The sequence below is a fragment of the Microbacterium canaveralium genome (assembly GCF_047238045.1).
Lineage (GTDB): Bacteria > Actinomycetota > Actinomycetes > Actinomycetales > Microbacteriaceae > Microbacterium.
In genome coordinates, this window is the sequence record NZ_JBDFMA010000003.1 from 512,117 (window position 1) to 532,346 (window position 20,230).

Sequence of the window (20,230 nt, forward strand, 5' to 3'; positions counted from 1 at the left end):
AAGCCCCGAATGCCCACTCGGGGGGCTTTGTTAGAGTTGCCGGGTTGTCCGCGCGAGGTGCAGCGGATTCCGGTTCCGGGGAGGGGGCACGATGCCGCAGCGCCTGCCCTCCTCACCCCCGATCCTTCCCGGTCTGGCATACATCAGACCGCTCGGGTCGGGCGGTTTCGCCGACGTGTTCCTCTACGGGCAGGACATGCCCCGCCGCGACGTCGCGGTGAAGGTGCTCCCCGGCGACGTGCGCGACCCCGATCTGCTGCGCATGTTCAACGCCGAGGCCGACGTGCTCGCGCACCTGTCCGCCCACCCGTCGATCGTCACCGTGTACCAGGCGGGGATCTCCGCCGACGGCCGGCCCTACATCGTGATGGAGTACTGCCCCGGGTCGCTCGCGCAGCGTTACCGGGTGGAGCGGATGCCGGTCGCCGAGGTGCTCTCCATCGGCGTTCGCATGGCGGGTGCCCTGGAGTCGGCGCATCACGCCGGCCTCGTGCACCGCGACGTCAAGCCCAGCAACATCCTCGTGACGACCTTCGGCGCCCCCGTGCTGGCGGACTTCGGTATCTCGTCGTCGCTCGTGCGCCAGAGCGCCGATGAGATGCTCGCGATGAGCGTGCCGTGGAGCGCGCCCGAGGTCGTCGCCGAGCAGACCGCCGGCACGGTTTCCAGCGAGGTGTGGAGCCTGGGGGCGACGGTCTACTCGCTGCTGGCCGGGCACAGCCCCTTCGAACGGCGCGAGCGCGGACAGAACTCGCGGGAGCAGCTGCGCCGCCGGATCGCGCGTGCGTCGTACACCGAGATCGCGCGCACCGATGTGCCGCCGTCGCTGCAGGCGGTGCTCGCGCGGACGATGGCACGCAACCCCGCCGACCGTTACGCCACGGCCCGCGAGGTGGGCGAGGCGCTGCAGGGCGTGCAGTCCGAGCTCGGACTCCCCGCCACCCCGCTCGAGGTACCCGCGGCCGAGTGGGCGCCGACCGCTCGTGCGGTCGACTTCGCCGATGGCACGCTGCGCGGCCCCGCGCGTTCCCACATCGAGCGCGAAGGCGTGCGCAAGCTCCGCGGTCCGTCCGGGGTCGCCGGCCTCGCCCGCGACGAAGACACCGACATCTCGGCTCCCACGCGCTCTTCGCACCGCTTCCTGCCGTGGGCGCTCGCCGCGGCGACTCTGGTCGCCGCCGCCGCGGTCGTGGTCGCGGCTCTGCTGGCCACCGGGGTCGTCCGGTGAGGCGCAGGACCGTCGCGGGGCTGGCGTCCACGGTCGTCGCCGCGGCGCTCGTCGTCACGGCGAGCATCGTCTGGCCGGGCCTCGACGCACAGCAGACGCCCGAGGTCGACACGTCGGTGTGGGCGCTGCAGACGGGGGAGGGGCAGCGGTACGCGCGCGTGAACACGACCGTCGGCGAGCTCGACACGGTGCGCACCGCGGGCAACCCGAGTCAGGTCGCTCAGGGTCCCGACGGCGCCTACCTCTTCACCGACAGCTACAGCAAGCTGACGCGCATCGACGAGGCGCAGCCGATCGACCTGCAGGACGAGCAACTCGAGTCCGCCCCGGACACTCCCCCCGGCACGACCTCGGTCGTCACGGCCGGCGACTACGTCGTCTACCGCACGGACACGGGCGCGCTTTTCGCGAGTCGCCTGAGCCGGGCGGGGCAGGCCGTCACCGAGCTCGACCCGTTCGGGACCGCCGGCGACGAGAACGCGCGCACCTACACGGCGGATGCCGTGGCGGTCGATGAGCGCGGCACGCTGTTCGCCTACTCGTCGGCCGACGGTTCGGTCATCCGCTACGACATCGAGGCGGACGAGCTGCGAGGACGCGACGCCCTGCAGGTCGACGTCGGGACGCCCGTGCTCAGCGCCGCCGGCGACCAGTGGGTGCTCGTCGACGCCGAAGCGGGGCGAGTGTGGGTGCGCGGCCACGACCCCGTCGACCTCGGCACGGCGGAGCAGCTCGTCGTCGGCGACCCCGACCCCCGCGGTGACGCCGTCTATCTCGCCGACGAGCAGTCGCTGTGGAGCATCCCCGTCGACGGAGGCGAACCGCGGCGAGAGGTGGGCGCGGGCGGAAACGTCCTGGGTCAGCCGGCCAAGCCGCTCGAACACGGCGGCGTCGCCTATGCGGCGTGGCTCCTGCCCGGGGAGGCGCGCGGAACCCTCTGGCGCTCGGATGCCGGCGAGACCGGCCTCGACTACGGCGGGGCGACGATGCCCGATCAGAGGCGCCCGGTGTTCGTCGCGACCGACCACGCCGTCATCCTGAACGAGACGCGCACCGGCTGGGTGTGGACGGTCCCGGACGGCCGGCTCGTGGCCTCGAGTCAGAGCTGGACGCTCGATGACCGCACGCAGGAGGCCGCTGTCCAGAGCGACGAGCAGGTGAGCGTCGTCCTCGACCCGAAGCCCCCGATCGCGGAGCCCGACGGCTTCGGGGTGCGCGCGGGACGCCTGGTCACCTTGCCGGTGCTCCTGAACGACCACGACCCCAATGAAGACGTGCTCAGCATCGTGGGGGAGAGCGTCACGGGACTCGACCCCGGCTTCGGCAGCCTTTCGGTCACGGACGAGGGTCAGCGGCTCGCGGTCCGCGTCGCGCCGGGTGCCACCGGTTCGGCGACCTTCTCGTATGCGGTGACCGACGGCACCACCGCCGACGGCCTCACCTCCTCTCCGACCACCGTCACTCTCACCGTGTCGCCGGATGGATCCAACGCGGCCCCGGTCTGGTGCGGCGTCGAGAAGTGTCTCCAGCCCTGGCCGACGCCGGAGGTCGCGCGCGGCGGCACCATCACGGTCCCCGTCCTTCCGGGCTGGGTCGATCCGGACGGCGACCCCCTCCTCCTGTTGTCGGTCGAGAACCCGAGCGGCGTCGGAAGCGTCGCCGCGACCCCCGCCGGTGAGGTCGTCTATCAGCACTCCGACGATGGCTCCGGAGGAGAGCAGACGGTCCAGCTCGACGTGACGGTGGCCGATACCGCCGGCGCCCAGACCACGAAGCCGTTGCTCATCCGCGTCGCGCCCGACCCGGCGCTCGCCGTGCAGTCCTTCGCGGTCGTAGACACGGCCGGTTCCGCGCTGACGGTCGATGTCGGTCCGCACGTCACCGGCACCGCGGGTGACGTGTCGATCGGGTCGGTGCGCGTCCTCGACGACGCGCAGGCATCGGCGACCGTCGTCGGCGGGACGACGACGTTCGACTTCACCGCCGGGCAGCCCGGGGTCTACCGCGTCGACTTCACCGTCACCGGTGCCGGACGCGACGCCACCGGTACGGCGCGCATCACGCTGCTGCCGGGAGACGCCCCGGCGCAGCTGTCGACCGCGCCCGTCGTCGCCTTCGTCCGGCCGCAGGAGGACGCGACGCTCGACGTGTTCGCCGCCGTCTCCAACCCCACAGGGCGCGTCCTGCTGCTCAGCGACGTCGTCGCAACCGCCGAGGAGGGGGCGTCGCTCACCGTCGACACGGTCGGTCAGAACGACCTCCGCGTCTCGGGCAGTACGTCGGGGGGCGGACCGGGTCTGCTCGGCACCGTCGCGTACACCGTCAGCGACGGGACGGACGACGAGGGCTCCAGCATCGGCGGCGAGGCCACCGTGTACCTGCTTCCGCCCGCGCCCGAGATCGCTCCGATCGCCGTCGACGACAGTGTCACGGTGCGCGCGGGAGCACAGGCCGACATCCCCGTGCTCGACAACGACGTGTCCCCGGCCGGAGGGCGCCCCACCCTCGACCCGGCATCCGTGCAGTCCAGTCCGTCGCCAGACGGCCTCGCCTTCGCGTCCGGCGGTGTCCTGCGCTACCTCGCCCCGACGACCCCCGGTTCCTACGAGGTGACCTACCGGGTCTACACGACGGGGACGCCGTCGCTGTGGGACGAGGCGACCGTGCGCATCACGGTCCTCGGGCCCGAGGCCAACCGTGCGCCGCTCCCCGAGACGTTGCAGGGACGCGTCCTGAGCGGCGGCTCGACGACGATTCCGTTCCGCAGCTTCGGTGCCGATCCCGACGGTGACGCCGTCGTGCTCGATCGCATCGTGAACCAGCCTGACCGGGGGACCGCCTCGATCTCGGCCGACGGTTCGGCGATCGTCTACTCCTCGGTTCCCGGCGACCGCGGACAGGTGTCCTTCCGGTACCGGGTGGTCGATCCGTCCGGCGCCACGGGCGAGGGCACGATCCGCATCGGAGTCCTGGATGCCGAGGCCAACCCCAGCCCCATCACCTTCACGGATTACGTCCAGGTGCAGGCCGGTGCCGACAGTCGCATCCGCGTGAGCCCGCTCGCCAACGACATCGACCCGACGCAGGGGCGTCTGAAGCTCACCGGTGTCCGTCCGGATCTACCGAAGACCCTCGTCGACGGCAGCGAGAACCCCGAGTTCACCCGTCTCGAGGCGCTCGTGGAGAACGTCTCGGATACGGGCGTCGTCGTCCGCGCGGGTGAGGCCCCCACGACGATGTCGTTCCTGTACGACGTCGAGTCCGACTCCGGCAACACCGGTCGGGGTCTGATCGTCGTCAAGGTCGTGCGGGAGAGCGTTCCCGACTACCCGGTGGTCTCCGACACCGTGCTCACCGTCGAGGACCGCGACCAGTTCGTCTCCGGCGTCGACGTGCTCGACGGTCACACGACCTGGTCGGGCGGCGAGGTGAGTGACCTGCGGGTGTCGCTGTGGGGCGACCCGACCGACGTTCGCGTCGACGGTCGTCGCATCTCGGGCGACCTGCCCGCGACGCGTCGCGTGATCCCCTTCGCCGTCACCGGCACGGTGGGCGATCAGGAGGTCACGACGTACGGATTCGTCCGCGTGCCGGGCGATGACGATCTCACGCTGGCGCTGCGTCCGGGGTCGGCCCAGCGCGTCGACGAGCTGGCGTCGGTCCAGTTCGACATGGCATCCCTCGTCGCCGTCCCACGCCGGTCGACGCTCGAGGTGGGCCCCGACGTCTCGACCACGGGCGTACGCGCCGAGGGACGCTGCAGCGTGACCGGAACAGTCGTGCGGTACGACGCGGGCACCGGGTCGCCGTGGACGGACGCGTGCCAGATCCCCGTCCGCATCGCCGGTACCCAGGACTGGACCGTGCTGGCGGTGCCGATCGGCGTGGTGGCCCGCGAACCGCAGCCCGAGCTGCGGCCGGCGTCGCTGACCGTCGGCCCCGGCGAGACCGCCACTTTCGACCTGCGGAACATGACCAGCTGGCAGCTCGGCCGTGAGGACTGGGCGGGCATCCGCTACGCCCTCGAGTACTCCGGGTCGGCGTTCTCCTCCGTCGCGCTCGACGGCTCGATCGTGACGGTCACGGGCGCGGACCGCGCCGTACCGGGCACCGAGAACGCCGCGATCGTCTCGGTGACCAGCCACAACGCGGTGGCGCCCGCACGTCTTCTCCTCCGCGTGGGCGCTGCGCCCTCGACCCTTCCGCAGGGCGGCACGACCACGTTGCAGTGCTCGCAGGCCTCCGGGTCGAGTTGCACGATCGACGCGGTGGGTCTGCCGGGCGAGGTCAATCCGCTCCCGCGGACGCCCCTCGAGGTCGTGAGCGTCAGCCCGACGAGCGCGTGCGCCGGGGTGAGCTTCGAGGTCGCGTCCGCGTCCGGTGTCCGGGCGTCGTGGACGGCCGACGCCCCCGGTGCGACGTGTGCGGCGAGCGTCACGCTGCGCGACGCGCAGGGTCGGTCGACCGCCGGCACGCGCGACGCACGCGTCGTCCTCGACCTCCAGGGCTTCCCCCGTACTCCCGCGAGCGTGCGGCAGACGGCGTACGCCGACGGCTCCCTGACCCTCCGCATCGATCCGGGCGAGGCGCGTCGGGCCTACCCGTCGCTCACCGGGTTCGCCGTGCGTTTCGGCGGTGAGGTCGTGGCGCAGTGCGGTCCGGACGGGTCGTGTCCGGCCATCGCCGCGCCCAACGGCGAGCAGCGCGAGTACGTCGCCACCGCGGTCAACTCCGTCGGTGAGTCCCGCGGATCGGTGCGCACGACGGCCTGGGCGTACGACCCGCCCGCGCGACCCCAGTCCGCCGACTTCACGCCCGTCGCCACGGGCGACGGCGAGGGCGACGTGGCCGACCTCGTCATCCGGGGCGTCGAATCCGCCGAGACGGGAAAGCTCGAGATCCGCAGCGCCGCCGGCGAGACGCGCACGATCAGCGTCGGCCGCAACCAGCAGGACGTCCGCATCGACGGGTTCCGGGTCGGCAGCAACGCCCGCACCGAGATCACCGTCACGCCGTCCTCGCGATTCGAGATCCCGGCCGGTCTCGGCGGCTCTGCGCAGGGCGGGGCGCTCGTGTTCTCGGCGCACGGTGTCGGCGCCCCCCTCGACCCGAACATGACCGTCACCTCGCGGTCGTCCGGCGACGGCGTGTCCACGGTCACCGTCGAGGGCACGGCACGGCAGAACGGCACCGACTCGGAGCTGCGGTACGGGATCGTCGAGGGCACGAACTGCCGCGTCGGCGACGGCGGGCCGCGCCGGGAGTTCCCGGGCAAGGAAGACGGCGTCGCGTACACGTTCACCTTCTGCGTGGAGTCGAGCTACGACGGCCGCTCGTACGGGACGAAGAGCACCACGCAGGAGTATCGCGTCGCGCAGGACACCGCGGCACCGCGGGGGTACACGTTCCGTGTCGGCACCAAGCCGGGCCAGGCCACCGAGGACGGTCGTCCGGTCGCACGCTGGCGGATCGCCGAGATCGTCGAGGGCAACGATCCGCCCCGCTTCAACGAGGTGAAGTACACCAACTTCGACGACGAACGGTCGTCCGTCTTCGGCTCCGACCCCAACATCGGCGTCTATTTCCAGCACCGGTTCTGGGGCACGACGTCCGAGACCGGCCGTGTCGCTCCGGCGTCGGGCAGTGCGCCGTATCAGGTGCAGGCCAGCGCGCGGGTGGCATCCTGCGTCGGCGGCGAGAACCTCGACGTCTCCCGCAGCTCCACCAACGACCAGGCCGACCTCACCGTCGACTGGGATGCCGTGCGCTACTACGACCGGAACGGCACGGCGCTGCCGACCACCGACGGGTCTCGGCTGGTGCCGATCGGGGCGACGTCGGTCAAGAACGTCCGCGTGACGGTCGACTGGTCGGCGCGCGGATGGGGGCTGGACTCGGCCGTGCTCGAGACGGAGGGTTCCTGCCGGCCGGGCACACCCGACCCGACGCCCACGTCCACCTCCACTTCCCGGCCCTGACCCCGACTTCCGATCCCCCTGACAGAGAGACCCACCGCCATGACGATCACCCAGGAACAGGCGACCTGGTACGCCCAGACCTTCGCGCAGATCGCCGACAACGTCGAGCGCGCCGTGCTCGGCAAACGGCACGTCGTGGAGCTCGTGCTCACGGCCATGCTGAGCGACGGTCACGTGCTGCTGGAGGACGTGCCGGGCACGGGCAAGACCTCCTTGGCCCGGGCGATCGCCCAATCGGTCCAGGGCACGAACACCCGCATCCAATTCACCCCCGACCTTCTCCCCGGTGACATCACGGGCATCACCGTCTACGACCAGAAGGTCGGCACCTTCGAGTTCCACGCCGGACCGATCTTCGCCAACATCGTCCTCGCGGACGAGATCAACCGCGCGAGCCCGAAGACCCAGTCCGCTCTGCTGGAGGTCATGGAGGAAGGTCGCGTCACCATCGACGGTGTCTCGCGCGAGGTGGGCGTTCCGTTCCTCGTGCTGGCGACGCAGAACCCCGTCGAGCAGGCGGGTACCTACCGGCTTCCCGAGGCGCAGCTCGACCGCTTCCTCCTGCGCACCTCGCTCGGCTACCCCGACCACGCAGCGACGGTCCGCATCCTCGACGGCGCCGCGATCTCGACCGCGGACCTGCGTCCGATCATCACGCCGCAGGCCCTGGTGGGCATGGCCGACCTCGCGGCGAGCGTGTACGTCGACGCGCTGGTCCTGGACTACATCGCCCGGATCGTGGATGCCACCCGCTCAGCCGACGAGGTCCGCCTCGGGGTCAGCATCCGTGGCGCGCTGGCGCTGACGCGGGCGACTCGTGCCCGGGCCGCGGCACAGGGGCGCACGTACGCGACGCCCGACGACGTGAAGGCGCTCGCGGTCCCCGTGCTGTCGCACCGGCTGATTCTGCACCCCGACGTGGAGTACGACGGCGTGACGCAGGAGGCCGTCGTGGGGCAGGTGCTCCTGGACACCGTCCCGCCCACGCAGCGCGAGAGCGCCTGATCCGTGCCCATCCCCCCGGTCTCTCCGCGGAAGGGGTGACGTCGTGCCCGACGTGAACCTCACCGAGTCGCGGCTCACGCGCACCTCCGCCGGCACCCTGGCGACGGGTTCGCGGACGTCGATCACCTCGACGTCGACGCGGCGTACGCGGCGACTGGTGCGCGCCGCGGTGCGCGCGGCCGAGGTGTGGCGGACCATCGTGGATGCCGCGGAAGCGTCGGTGCGGTGGGCGGGTCGGACGGTGCGGCCTGCCGGCGCGGTCGTCACGATGGCGGCGACGGTGGGGCTGGTCCTCGGCCTTGTCTTCGGGTGGGTCGAATGGATGGTCGGCGGCGCCGTCGCGCTGCTGCTGCTTCTGATGAGCGTTCCGTTCCTGTTCGGCGCCCGCGCCTATGAGGTCGACCTGAGCCTGACGCACGAGCGCGTCGTCGCCGGCCACGGCGTCACCGGCGCGATCGCCGTCCGCAACGACAGCAGACGACCGGCCCTGCCCGGGCGCCTGGACATTCCGGTGGGCCGCGGCCTCGTCGAGTTCGCGGTTCCATTGCTGCGGCCGGGGCACGGCATCACCGAGCCGCTGGAGATCCCCCCGTTGCCGCGGGGCGTCGTGCGGGTCGGGCCGGTGACGACGGTGCGTAGCGATCCGGTGGGTCTGCTGCGGCGCGAGCACGCGTTCGACGACGTGCACGACCTCTACGTCCACCCGCGGACCGTCGGCCTCCCCTCGACGAGTGCCGGTCTCGTGCGCGACCTCGAGGGCAACGCGACCCGCCGCCTCGTCGACGCCGACATGTCCTTCCACGCGATCCGCGAGTACGTTCCCGGCGACTCCCGCCGTCAGGTGCACTGGAAGTCCACCGCGAAGACCGGCCGCCTCATGGTGCGCCAGTACGAGGAGTCCCGTCGGTCGCGGATGGCCGTCGTGCTCGCGGCTGCGACCCAGGAGTACGCGGATGCCGACGAGTACGAACTCGCCGTCTCGGCCGCCGCCTCGCTCGGGGTGCGGGCCGTCCGCGATGCGCGCGACGTCGACGTCGTGACCGGAACGGAGATCCCGCGCGTGGTGAAGGGCCGTCTGCGGGCGATCCGACACATCCCCGCGGTGACGCCCCGCACGATGCTCGACGGGTTCAGTGCGCTCTCGAGCCACGAGAACACCATGCCCGTCGAGGACGTGTGCCGGCTGGCATCCGAGGCCAATGACAGGCTGTCGATCGCGTTCGTGGTCGTCGGCTCGGTCGTGCCCATCGGGCGGCTGCGGCGGGCTGCTCTCGCCTTCCCGGCCGACACGGCGGTCGCCGCGGTCGTCTGCGACGAACGAGCCCACCCGCGGATGCAGACCGTGGCAGGACTCACCGTCCTGACGATCGGCACGCTCGACGATCTCGCCGGGCTCCTCGTGCGCGGAGCGACGTCGTGAGCGCCGCGGCCCGGTCGCGGGACGACGGGCGCCGGTCCCGGATCATCGCGGGCGGCCTCTACACCGCCGCGTGCGTGCTGTTGGCGGCTGTGGCGGCGTGGCCGGTGTACGCGTCGGTGTCGTTCGTCGTGCTCGTGGCCGTCGCGGTGCCGGTGGCTGCCGGCCTCGTGGCCGTGAGCATGTGGCGCCGCTGGGGCGGCTGGATCACCGCGGCCCTGGTCGCGGGGGCTTTCGTGGTCCTCGCCGTTCCGCTGGCGATCCCCTCGCGGCTGACGAGCCCGCTCGAGGTCCTCCGCGGTCTCGGCGAGGCGTTGTCCGGTTTCGTGCTCGCGTGGAAAGACCTGGTCACCGTCGACCTTCCCGTGGGGTCCTACCGGAACCTCCTGGTGCCGGCGCTCGTGGTCTTCCTCGTCGGGACGGCGGTGACGCTCGCGCTCGCGTGCCGCGCCGATCGGCGGGCACCGACCGCGGTCGTCAGCGGTCTGGCGATGAGCGGTTTCGGCCTGTTCTTCGGGCGCACCTCGACGAGTGCTCCGTTGGTGGTGGGCCCGCTGTCGCTCGCGGCCCCCGTCGAGACCGTGATCGGCGTCTCGGCGGTACTGTCGGCGGTGCTGTGGTTGGCGTGGCGAACGCGCGATGAGCGCACCCGCGCGCTCCGGCGGGCCAGCGAGAGCGGGGCGGTCGCCATTCCGCGCCGCCGCACGCGCACCGATCGTCGACGGGGCGCCCTGGGCGCCGCGATGGTCGTGGTGGCGGTGGTCGCCGCGGTGGCGATCGTGCCCGGGACGGCGAGGGATGCCGATCGGCGCGTGCTGCGTTCGGCGGCGGGACCGGAGCGGCAGATCGCGGAGGCGGTGAGCCCCCTGTCCGAGTACCGCGCGATGTTCTCCGACGCCCGCGCCGAGGACGTGTTGTTCCGCGTCGACACCGCGGGAACGGCGCCCGAGCGCATCCGGGTGGCGACGCTCGACACGTACGACGGCGAAGTCTTCCGCTCATCCGGGGCGCGACAGGGGGCGTTCGTCCGAGTGCCCTCGCGTCTCCCGCTGAGCGACGGCCGCGAGGTCGAGGCCGACATCCGGATCGGCGATCTCGGTGGCATCTGGATGCCGACGGCGGGCCGTCTCGTTTCGGCGACGTTCGAGGGCGATCGGCAGAACGTCCTCGCCGACCGCTTCTACTACAGCGTGGATGCCGAGGCCGGTGTGCAGATCGCCGATGGTGGCCTGGTCGCCGGCGACGAGTACACGATCGCGGCGACGGAGCCCACCGACGACGACCCCGCCACCCTCAGTGCGCCCGGTGTCGATGGCGGCGTGACCGGCGGCGAGAATCTGCGCCGTTGGGTGGACGAGCATGCCACGGGCAGCTCTGGCGCCGACCTGGTGGCCCTCGTCCGACTCCTGCGCGAGCGGGGCTATCTCAGCCACGGGCTGGTCCCGGCCGCGGGCGCTCCCGCCCCCGAGTGGACCACGGATCTGCCCGGCTATCAGCTGCAGCCCAGCGCGTCGGGTCACTCACTGGCGCGCATCGAGACGATGTTCCAGCGTCTCCTCGATCGCGAGGACGACCCGCGCGCGCAGACGTCGGGGAACTATGTCGCCGCCGTCGGCGACGACGAGCAGTTCGCCGTCGCAGCCGCGCTCATCGCCCGCGAGCTCGGGTTCCCGTCCCGCGTGGTGGTCGGCACGCGGATGAGTTCGAGCGATCCCGGCGTCGCCACATGCGAGGCCGGTGAGTGCCGTGCCCGCGACCTGAGCGCGTGGACGGAGGTCCAGGGCACCGACGGTCGCTGGGCGCCGATCGACGTGACACCGCAGTGGGAGGTTTCCCCCAGCCTCGAGGTGACCCAGCAACGCGACCCCGAGAACGTGACCGAGGTCCGTCCCGACACCGTCGACGAGGTCGTCCCGCCCGACCCCGTGCAGGAGGACAACGCCTCCGACGACGACGAGAAGAGCGACGACGGGCTCGACCTGGCCTGGCTGTGGCCGATCCTGCGGGTCTCCGGTATCGCGCTGCTCGTCGTCCTGATCCTGTTCGGTCCGTTCCTGGCCGTCGTGGTGGCGAAGGCGGTGCGGCGCCGCGGGCGTCGCCGTGACCCCGACCCGCGCGTCGCGATCGCCGGAGGGTGGGACGAGTACGTGGATGCCGGCGTGGATTCCGGTCGTGAGGTGCGCACGTCGTCGACCCGCCGGGAGCTGGCCGAGGCCTTCGACACGCCGGCCGGGCTGCGGCTCGCCGACGACGCCGACCGCGCCGTGTTCTCGTCGCGCACGGTCACCGCCGACGAGGCATCCGAGTTCTGGCGCATCGTGGACGACGAACGCCGCGTGCTGTCGCGGCAGCGCGGGTGGTGGCGCCGCGTGCGCGCGGCCGTATCGTTGAGATCGTTCCTGCGGTTCTTCGCCCCGCGCCCCACGCGCCGACGGCCGCCGCACCGCGACGAGAGGGGGAAGCGCCCGCCCGCCGGCCGGCGCGAGACGACATGAACGATTCCACGGGTGTGATCCTGGGGGCGCTGACGCTCCTGCTCTTCGTGATCGTGTACGTCTGGTACGCCCTGGCGCTGGCCGCGGTGTTCGCCAAGACGGGCGAGGCGACCTGGAAGGCGTGGGTGCCGGTCGTCAACCTCGCGACCGTCCTCAAGCTCGGGGGATTCTCGCCGTGGCTCGTGCTGTTGATCCTCATCCCCCTGTTCGGTGCGATCGCGTTCGCGGTCGTGCTGATCGTCGCCATCCACCGTGTGACGCTCGGCTTCGGCCGCGGACCGGGCATGACCGTGCTGGGTGCCTTCATCCCGATGGTCTGGGCGAGCATCCTCGGTTTCGGTCGTGCCCGCTGGACGGCGGAGGCGGCACCCGGCGTCCGCCGGTCGGGGGTCGACGAGAACTCCGCCCCGGTCCGGCGCGGTCAGGATTTCGCGGGTCCGTACGTCCCGCTCGTCGGCGGGTGGACCCCCGAACCGCCGACTCCGACCGGCGTCGAGGAGCGGAAGGATGCCGAGACGCCCGAACCCGCGTCCGAGCCCATCCCGCTGCCGTTCGCCGCGATATCGCCGTCGCTCTCCGACGTCCCGCCCGCCCCGCCCGAGTGGGCCCCGCCGACGATCCCGGATGCCTCGACTCCCCGCGACGAGGTCCCCGGCGCCACCCCCGCGCCGACGCCCGAAGACGGCCGCAGTTCGGTGTCGGAGGTGCTGGCGGCCCTGCGCGCCCCTCGTGCGGGGGAGCGGTCGGTCGACCCCGGTGCGGCGGTTTCGACCCCGTCGGCCGCGGCGCCGGACGCCGAGGCGTGGGACGTGGGTCTTCTCACCCCCGCCGCCCCGGGTCGCGTGCGACCGGTCGTTCCCTCCGATTCGCCCGCGGAGCCCGATGCGTCGGCTCCGGTCGCGGGCCTGCCGCCCCTGACCGCTGAGGAGGATGAGCCCCGACTCGCGTCGTGGCGGGCACCGTCACTGCCCGACGAGGACGCCGCGGGAGCCGACGAGCCGCTCACGCGGCCCGCACCGGTCTCGGCGGTGCCCGCCCGCACCGATGACGGGCCGGGGGAGGAGTTCCCCGAACTCTCCGGCGCGGTCTCGGCCGTTCCCGATGCCCCGCAGGCGGGGGCCCCGCGGTCGGCGCGCACGTCGGTATCGGCGCTGTACACGCAGCCGGAGTTCCCCGTCGACCCCGATGACGACATCGACGCCCTCGACCGCACCGTCGTCACCCGCCGCCGCCGCATCCCGTGGGCGCTCGTCCCGCCGAACGGTGTCCCGATCGACCTGACCTCCGACGTGGTGATCCTCGGGCGGCGGCCGTCGGCGGATGCCGCTCACCCCGATGCCCAGCTCGTCCCGATCGCCGACGAGACTCGGACCGTCTCGAAGACACACGCCCGTCTGCAGCTTCGCGGAGATACGTGGTACGTCACCGATCTCGACTCGACCAACGGCGTGCTGTTCGCGACGCTGATGGGGACCGAGGTCGAGGCGCCCCCGGGCGAGGAGATCGAGGCGGGCGAGCGCTTCTTCCTCGGTGACGCGGAGGTGCGCCTCACGCGGAGCGAGCCGTGAGCGGGCCCTACGACGTGCCGGACGAGCCGGACGACGTGACGCTGTGGGCTGGGCGTCTCCGCGCGTGGCCCACCCCACCCACCGGGGCGACGGATGCCGCGGACGACGAGATCGACGACGACACCGCGGTCTCGCCGCGGCAGGTCGCTGCCGACACGGTGCGTGTGGAGCGTCCGGTCCTGTCGGACGAGACGGTGCGTGTGGAGCGTCCGTCCCCCCGGGCGGCCCCGGCGCACCGACCGTCGACGCCGCCGGACGGCGAGCCCGCCGACGAGACGATCAGCGTGGAACGGCGGCGACCACGGCCGTCAGTGGACGTCCCCGTTCCGGACGACACCACCGCCCCCGCTCGGGCACGCGGCGTGGGCACCCTCGACGAGGCGCCCGCCGATGCTCCCGATGAGACGCCGACGTCGGACACCGCGGCGGGTACACGGCGTGCCCGTTCCCGCGTGAGCGTGTCGACCGCAGCTCCCCCTTCCGGCGACCCGGTTCCCACGCCCCGCGAGGCACGTCCTCCCGTCGCCGACCACGAGCTGTACCGCCCTCGCGCCGATGAGGCCGTCCGCGTCGCCCGCACCGCAGCGCCCGCTCGGTCGAGCGACGCCCCGGATGCCGCTGAGGTCCTTCCCCGGTCGTCCCGACGTGCCCGTAAGCGCGGTCTCGTGCTCGCCGTGACGGTCGTCGTGCTCGTCGCCGCGGCAGCGATCGGGCTGTTCCTGCTGATGGGCTGAGCGTCGGGCTGCGCACGTTTGCCCGCACCCTCCAGGGCGCGTATCATTGAGCGGGTGTGCGTTCACGCGCGCCGTGTGCCATGCCCTCGGGTCTGAACCGCGGAACAACGCTCGCACCATCTCAGGGAATGGCCTGCGAACAGGCCACCCCCACGGCATATCCACCACAACCGCGTCCGATCATTCTGACGCGCGGCGGATCACACGTGAGCCCGACACGTCACGAATCGCAAGATGCGCGAGGTTTCGGGGGAGACACGACGCTGTCACCGTGCAGCACAAACAAGGAGAGAACGTGCCAACCATTCAGCAGTTGGTTCGCAAGGGCCGCTCGCCGAAGGTCTCGAAGACCAAGGCTCCCGCGCTGAAGTCGAACCCCCAGCAGGCCGGCGTGTGCACCCGCGTGTACACGACCACCCCCAAGAAGCCGAACTCGGCGATGCGCAAGGTCGCCCGTGTCAAGCTGCGCAACGGTACCGAGGTCACCGCCTACATCCCCGGCGAGGGTCACAACCTGCAGGAGCACTCGCTCGTGCTCGTCCGCGGCGGTCGTGTGAAGGACCTCCCCGGTGTCCGCTACAAGATCGTCCGCGGTGCGCTCGACACCCAGGCTGTCAAGAACCGTAAGCAGGCTCGCAGCCGCTACGGCGCGAAGAAGGGCTGAGAACCATGCCTCGTAAGGGTCCCGCCCCGAAGCGTCCCGTCGTCAACGACCCGGTGTACGGCGCTCCCGTCGTCACGCAGCTGGTCAACAAGATCCTCGTCGACGGCAAGAAGTCGCTGGCCGAGTCGATCGTCTACGACGCCCTCAAGGGTGTCGAGACGAAGAACGGTCAGGACGCCGTCGCCACCCTCAAGAAGGCGCTCGACAACGTGCGCCCCACCCTCGAGGTCAAGAGCCGCCGCGTCGGTGGCTCGACCTACCAGGTTCCGGTCGAGGTCAAGCCGCACCGCGCGAACACCCTCGCGCTGCGCTGGCTCGTGAGCTACGCGAAGGGTCGTCGTGAGAAGACGATGACCGAGCGTCTGCAGAACGAGATCCTCGACGCCTCGAACGGCCTCGGTGCCGCGGTCAAGCGCCGCGAAGACACCCACAAGATGGCCGAGTCGAACCGCGCCTTCGCGCACTACCGCTGGTAACACCCGCGGAGGGTCGGCCACCGCACCCCGGCGGCCGACCCTCCGATGGGCCCGGCATCAACCTCCCAACAGGTAAGGAAGACACCCGTGGCACAAGACGTGCTCACCGACCTCCACAAGGTCCGCAACATCGGCATCATGGCGCACATCGATGCCGGCAAGACGACGACGACCGAGCGCATCCTGTTCTACACGGGCGTCAACCACAAGATCGGTGAGACGCACGACGGCGCCGCGACCACCGACTGGATGGAGCAGGAGCAGGAGCGTGGCATCACGATCACCTCCGCCGCTGTCACCTGTTTCTGGGACAAGAACCAGATCAACATCATCGACACCCCCGGACACGTCGACTTCACGGTCGAGGTCGAGCGCTCGCTGCGCGTGCTCGACGGCGCCGTCGCCGTCTTCGACGGCAAGGAGGGCGTGGAGCCCCAGTCCGAGACGGTGTGGCGTCAGGCCGACAAGTACGACGTCCCCCGCATCTGCTTCGTCAACAAGATGGACAAGCTGGGCGCCGACTTCTACTTCACGGTCGACACGATCGTGAACCGTCTGAAGGCCAAGCCGCTCGTCATCCAGCTGCCCATCGGTGCGGAGAACGACTTCGTCGGTGTCATCGACCTCGTCGAGATGCGTGCCCTGGTGTGGCCCGGCGATGCCAAGGGTGACGTGACCATGGGCGCCAAGTACGAGATCCAGGAGATCCCGGCCGACCTCGCCGACAAGGCCGCCGAGTACCGCGAGAAGCTGCTCGAGACCGTCGCCGAGTCCGACGAGGCGCTGCTCGAGAAGTACTTCGGCGGCGAAGAGCTCACGGTCGCCGAGATCAAGGGCGCCATCCGCAAGCTCACGATCGCTTCCGAGCTCTACCCCGTGCTCTGCGGTTCGGCGTTCAAGAACCGCGGTGTCCAGCCCATGCTCGACGCGGTCGTCGACTACCTCCCCTCGCCCCTGGACGTGCCGGCCATCGAGGCCCACGACCCCAAGGACGAAGAGGTCGTCATCGAGCGCCACGCCGACCGCGAGGAGCCCTTCGCGGCCCTGGCGTTCAAGATCGTGACGCACCCGTTCTTCGGTCGCCTCACCTACATCCGCGTCTACTCGGGTCACCTCGACTCGGGCGCGCAGGTCGTCAACGCGACCAAGGGCAAGAAGGAGCGCATCGGGAAGATCTTCCAGATGCACGCCAACAAGGAGATGCCCGTCGACTCCGTGACCGCCGGTCACATCTACGCGGTCATCGGCCTCAAGGACACCACCACCGGTGACACCCTGAGCGACCCGGCGAACCAGGTCGTCCTCGAGTCGATGACGTTCCCGGAGCCGGTCATCGAGGTCGCGATCGAGCCCAAGACCAAGGCCGACCAGGAGAAGCTGGGTGTCGCCATCCAGAAGCTCGCCGAGGAAGACCCCACGTTCCGCGTCGAGCAGAACTCCGAGACCGGCCAGACGGTCATCAAGGGCATGGGTGAGCTGCACCTCGACATCCTCGTGGACCGCATGAAGCGCGAGTTCAAGGTCGAGGCCAACGTCGGAAAGCCCCAGGTGGCGTACCGCGAGACCATCCGTAAGACGGTCGAGCGTCACGACTACACCCACAAGAAGCAGACCGGTGGTTCGGGTCAGTTCGCGAAGATCCAGTTCGCGCTGGAGCCCCTCGAGGTCACGGCTGACAAGACCTACGAGTTCGAGAACAAGGTCACCGGTGGTCGTATCCCGCGCGAGTACATCTCGCCGACCGACCAGGGCTTCCAGGACGCGATGAACGTCGGTGTGCTCGCCGGTTACCCCATGGTGGGTGTCAAGGCGATCCTGCTCGACGGTGCCTCGCACGACGTCGACTCGTCGGAAATGGCGTTCAAGATCGCCGGTTCGATGGGCTTCAAGGAGGCCGTCCGCAAGGCGAACCCCACCCTCCTCGAGCCGATCATGGCCGTTGAGGTCCGTACTCCCGAGGAGTACATGGGCGACGTCATCGGTGACCTGAACTCGCGCCGCGGTCAGATCCAGTCGATGGAGGACGCGGCCGGCGTCAAGGTCGTCCGTGCCAACGTCCCGCTGTCCGAGATGTTCGGTTACATCGGTGACCTGCGCTCGAAGACCTCGGGTCGTGCCGTGTACTCGATGGAGTTCGACAGCTACGCCGATGTGCCCAAGGCTGTCGCCGACGAGATCATCCAGAAGAACAAGGGCGAGTAACTCCGCTCTCACGGATGCCGGGGGCCCGCGCCCCGGCCGGGCTCCCGGCATCCGCTCAAACTCAATACCGACTCTCTAGTAACCTGAGAACCATCCCCGTAGAGAACCGGTCGCAATCCAGCGCCCGTCACTCTGCATGAACGTCCTGAGGAGGACCCAGTGGCTAAGGCCAAGTTCGAGCGGACCAAGCCGCACGTGAACATCGGAACGATCGGTCACGTCGACCACGGCAAGACCACGCTCACCGCTGCCATCTCGAAGGTGCTCGCCGACAAGTACCCGTCGGCCACCAACGTCCAGCGTGACTTCGCGTCGATCGACTCGGCGCCGGAAGAGCGCCAGCGCGGTATCACCATCAACATCTCGCACGTCGAGTACGAGACCCCCAAGCGTCACTACGCTCACGTCGACGCCCCCGGTCACGCCGACTACATCAAGAACATGATCACCGGTGCCGCTCAGATGGACGGCGCGATCCTCGTGGTCGCGGCGACCGACGGCCCGATGGCCCAGACGCGTGAGCACGTTCTGCTCGCCAAGCAGGTCGGCGTGCCCTACCTGCTCGTCGCGCTGAACAAGGCCGACATGGTCGACGACGAGGAGATCCTGGAGCTCGTCGAGCTCGAGGTGCGCGAGCTGCTCTCCTCGCAGGACTTCGATGGCGACAACGCCCCCGTCGTTCGCGTCTCGGGCCTCAAGGCTCTCGAGGGCGACGAGCAGTGGGTCGAGTCGATCGTCGAGCTCATGAACGCCGTGGACGAGTCCATCCCCGACCCGGTGCGTGACAAGGACAAGCCGTTCCTCATGCCCATCGAGGACGTCTTCACCATCACCGGTCGTGGAACGGTCGTCACGGGTCGCGCCGAGCGCGGTACCCTCGCGATCAACTCCGAGGTCGAGATCGTCGGCATCCGCCCGACGCAGAAGACCACGGTCACGGGTATCGAGATGTTCCACAAGCAGCTCGACGAGGCCTGGGCCGGCGAGAACTGTGGTCTGCTCCTCCGCGGCACCAAGCGTGACGATGTCGAGCGCGGCCAGGTCGTCGTCAAGCCCGGTTCGGTCACCCCGCACACCAACTTCGAGGGCACGGCGTACATCCTGTCCAAGGAGGAGGGCGGCCGTCACAACCCGTTCTTCACGAACTACCGCCCGCAGTTCTACTTCCGTACCACGGACGTGACCGGCGTCATCACGCTGCCCGAGGGCACCGAGATGGTCATGCCCGGTGACACCACCGAGATGTCGGTCGAGCTCATCCAGCCGATCGCCATGGAAGAGGGCCTCGGCTACGCGATCCGTGAGGGTGGCCGCACCGTCGGTGCCGGTACCGTCACCAAGATCCTCAAGTAAGTCCCTTCGGACTGACCGGCAAGGGCCGGGCCTTCGGGCCCGGCCCTTCGTCGTCGGCAGGACGGCGTGCGTGGCGGCACGATGTCCGGCTCAGGCCGTGCGCATGGCGCCGCCTCGCATCCGGTCCGGCGCACTCGCACCCGCCCCGTAAGCTGAGGGCATGGACACTGCCCCTGGGGAGCGCAGTCGCCGCTCGCTGCGCGCCGAGCGCAACGCTTCGACGGATCCGACGTCCGCGGTCATCGATGCTTCTGCAGTCGATGACGGGGCGCTGAGCGCGTCTGTCGCGTCATCGGACGCGACCGGCGCTCCGGCCTCGGTGCCTGTTGCCCGGGCCGAGAATCGCACGCCGGCGTCTGACGAGCCCGTCACGCCCGCCGTCGCAGTACTTCCGTCCACCCCCACCGACCCTGTCCGACGCCGTCGTGGCCGTCCCGAGCGAGCCTGGCTGTGGTTGGCGATCGCGGGCGCCACGCTCGTGGTTTCGACGGTCGTCGGCCTCATCGTGTCGCTGGCCCTCGGCGGCGCCCTCGGTCAGTCGCTCGGCGGGGGAGTGGCATCCGTCCTCGTCGCCGCGACGGCGCTGGCTGTGCTGTCCCGCTCACGCCTTCCGGGCCTGCTCGGCCTGCGCGCTCTCGACATCCTGTGGGGGCTCGTGCTGGGCGTCCTCCTGCCCTTCGTCGCCGGCGTGTTCGCCGGGGGCGGTGCCTGGCCGGCGTACGCCGCGTTGTCGCCGCGATGGGTTGCGACGGGAGTCGTCGCTCCGATCCTCACGAGCGCGTTCCTGGCGGTGTTCGCGGTCGGTCTCGTCTTCCCCGCCGCAGTGCGGGCGCTGTCTCCGCGAATGAGTCCCGTGGTGACGCGGATCGTCGCCGGAGCGCTGACGGCCGTTGGGTTCGCTGTCATCCCCGTGGTGTTCCGCGGCGACGTCAGCGGCATGCCCGTCGCTCTGCCGATCGTCCTCGGAGTGGCGCTGGGCGTGTTCGCGGGTCTGTCCCAGCGCCTGTGGGGGGCTCTGCTCGCGGCCGCCATCTTCTCGGGCGTGTGGGTCGCCCTGTCGGTTCTCGGCACGCTCCTGGCTTGACCGTCGTGGTTGGCGCACGAAAGTAG

The 20,230-nt window shown here is 70.7% G+C and carries 12 protein-coding genes; all 12 read left to right on the forward strand.

The window, feature by feature from the left end; genetic code table 11:
- Positions 1–91: 91 nt before the first annotated feature.
- The 12 genes from ABC271_RS03330 (at position 92) to ABC271_RS03385 (ending at position 20,204) form a co-directional block, all read left to right on the forward strand.
- Entirely contained in the window at positions 92–1,228 is a 1,137-nt protein-coding gene (locus ABC271_RS03330) for a serine/threonine-protein kinase (protein ID WP_412923500.1), read from the forward strand.
- Entirely contained in the window at positions 1,225–7,206 is a 5,982-nt protein-coding gene (locus ABC271_RS03335) for an Ig-like domain-containing protein (RefSeq protein WP_412923501.1), read from the forward strand. The genes ABC271_RS03330 and ABC271_RS03335 overlap by 4 nt, the downstream gene beginning before the upstream one ends.
- A 39-nt stretch (positions 7,207–7,245) precedes the next feature.
- On the forward strand, positions 7,246–8,211 hold the full coding sequence (locus ABC271_RS03340) for an AAA family ATPase (protein ID WP_412923502.1): 966 nt from the start codon (positions 7,246–7,248) through the stop codon (positions 8,209–8,211).
- Between the two features lie 43 nt (positions 8,212–8,254).
- Entirely contained in the window at positions 8,255–9,631 is a 1,377-nt protein-coding gene (locus ABC271_RS03345) for a DUF58 domain-containing protein (protein WP_412923503.1), read from the forward strand.
- Positions 9,628–12,123 carry a transglutaminase TgpA family protein gene (locus tag ABC271_RS03350; protein ID WP_412923504.1) on the forward strand — a complete coding sequence of 832 codons (2,496 nt, stop codon included), beginning with the start codon at positions 9,628–9,630 and terminating at the stop codon, positions 12,121–12,123. Before ABC271_RS03345 ends, ABC271_RS03350 begins: the two co-directional genes overlap by 4 nt.
- A complete protein-coding gene (locus ABC271_RS03355; protein ID WP_412923505.1) occupies positions 12,120–13,691 on the forward strand; it encodes a DUF5684 domain-containing protein in 1,572 nt (523 codons plus the stop codon). The genes ABC271_RS03350 and ABC271_RS03355 overlap by 4 nt, the downstream gene beginning before the upstream one ends.
- Positions 13,688–14,425 carry a hypothetical protein gene (locus ABC271_RS03360; protein ID WP_412923506.1) on the forward strand — a complete coding sequence of 246 codons (738 nt, stop codon included), beginning with the start codon at positions 13,688–13,690 and terminating at the stop codon, positions 14,423–14,425. Before ABC271_RS03355 ends, ABC271_RS03360 begins: the two co-directional genes overlap by 4 nt.
- Positions 14,426–14,720: 295 nt before the next feature.
- Positions 14,721–15,089: a 30S ribosomal protein S12 gene (gene rpsL, locus ABC271_RS03365; RefSeq protein WP_013584051.1), complete on the forward strand. Its 369-nt coding sequence runs from the start codon at positions 14,721–14,723 to the stop codon at positions 15,087–15,089.
- Positions 15,090–15,094: 5 nt separating this feature from the next.
- A complete protein-coding gene (gene rpsG / locus ABC271_RS03370; protein WP_412923507.1) occupies positions 15,095–15,565 on the forward strand; it encodes a 30S ribosomal protein S7 in 471 nt (156 codons plus the stop codon).
- Positions 15,566–15,652: 87 nt separating this feature from the next.
- Positions 15,653–17,767, forward strand: coding sequence for an elongation factor G (gene fusA / locus ABC271_RS03375; protein ID WP_412923508.1), 2,115 nt, complete (start codon positions 15,653–15,655; stop codon positions 17,765–17,767).
- Between the two features lie 159 nt (positions 17,768–17,926).
- Positions 17,927–19,120, forward strand: coding sequence for an elongation factor Tu (gene tuf / locus ABC271_RS03380; RefSeq protein ID WP_022878282.1), 1,194 nt, complete (start codon positions 17,927–17,929; stop codon positions 19,118–19,120).
- A gap of 160 nt (positions 19,121–19,280) precedes the next feature.
- Complete coding sequence (locus ABC271_RS03385) at positions 19,281–20,204, forward strand: hypothetical protein (RefSeq protein WP_412923509.1); 924 nt, start codon at positions 19,281–19,283, stop codon at positions 20,202–20,204.
- Positions 20,205–20,230: the final 26 nt, after the last annotated feature.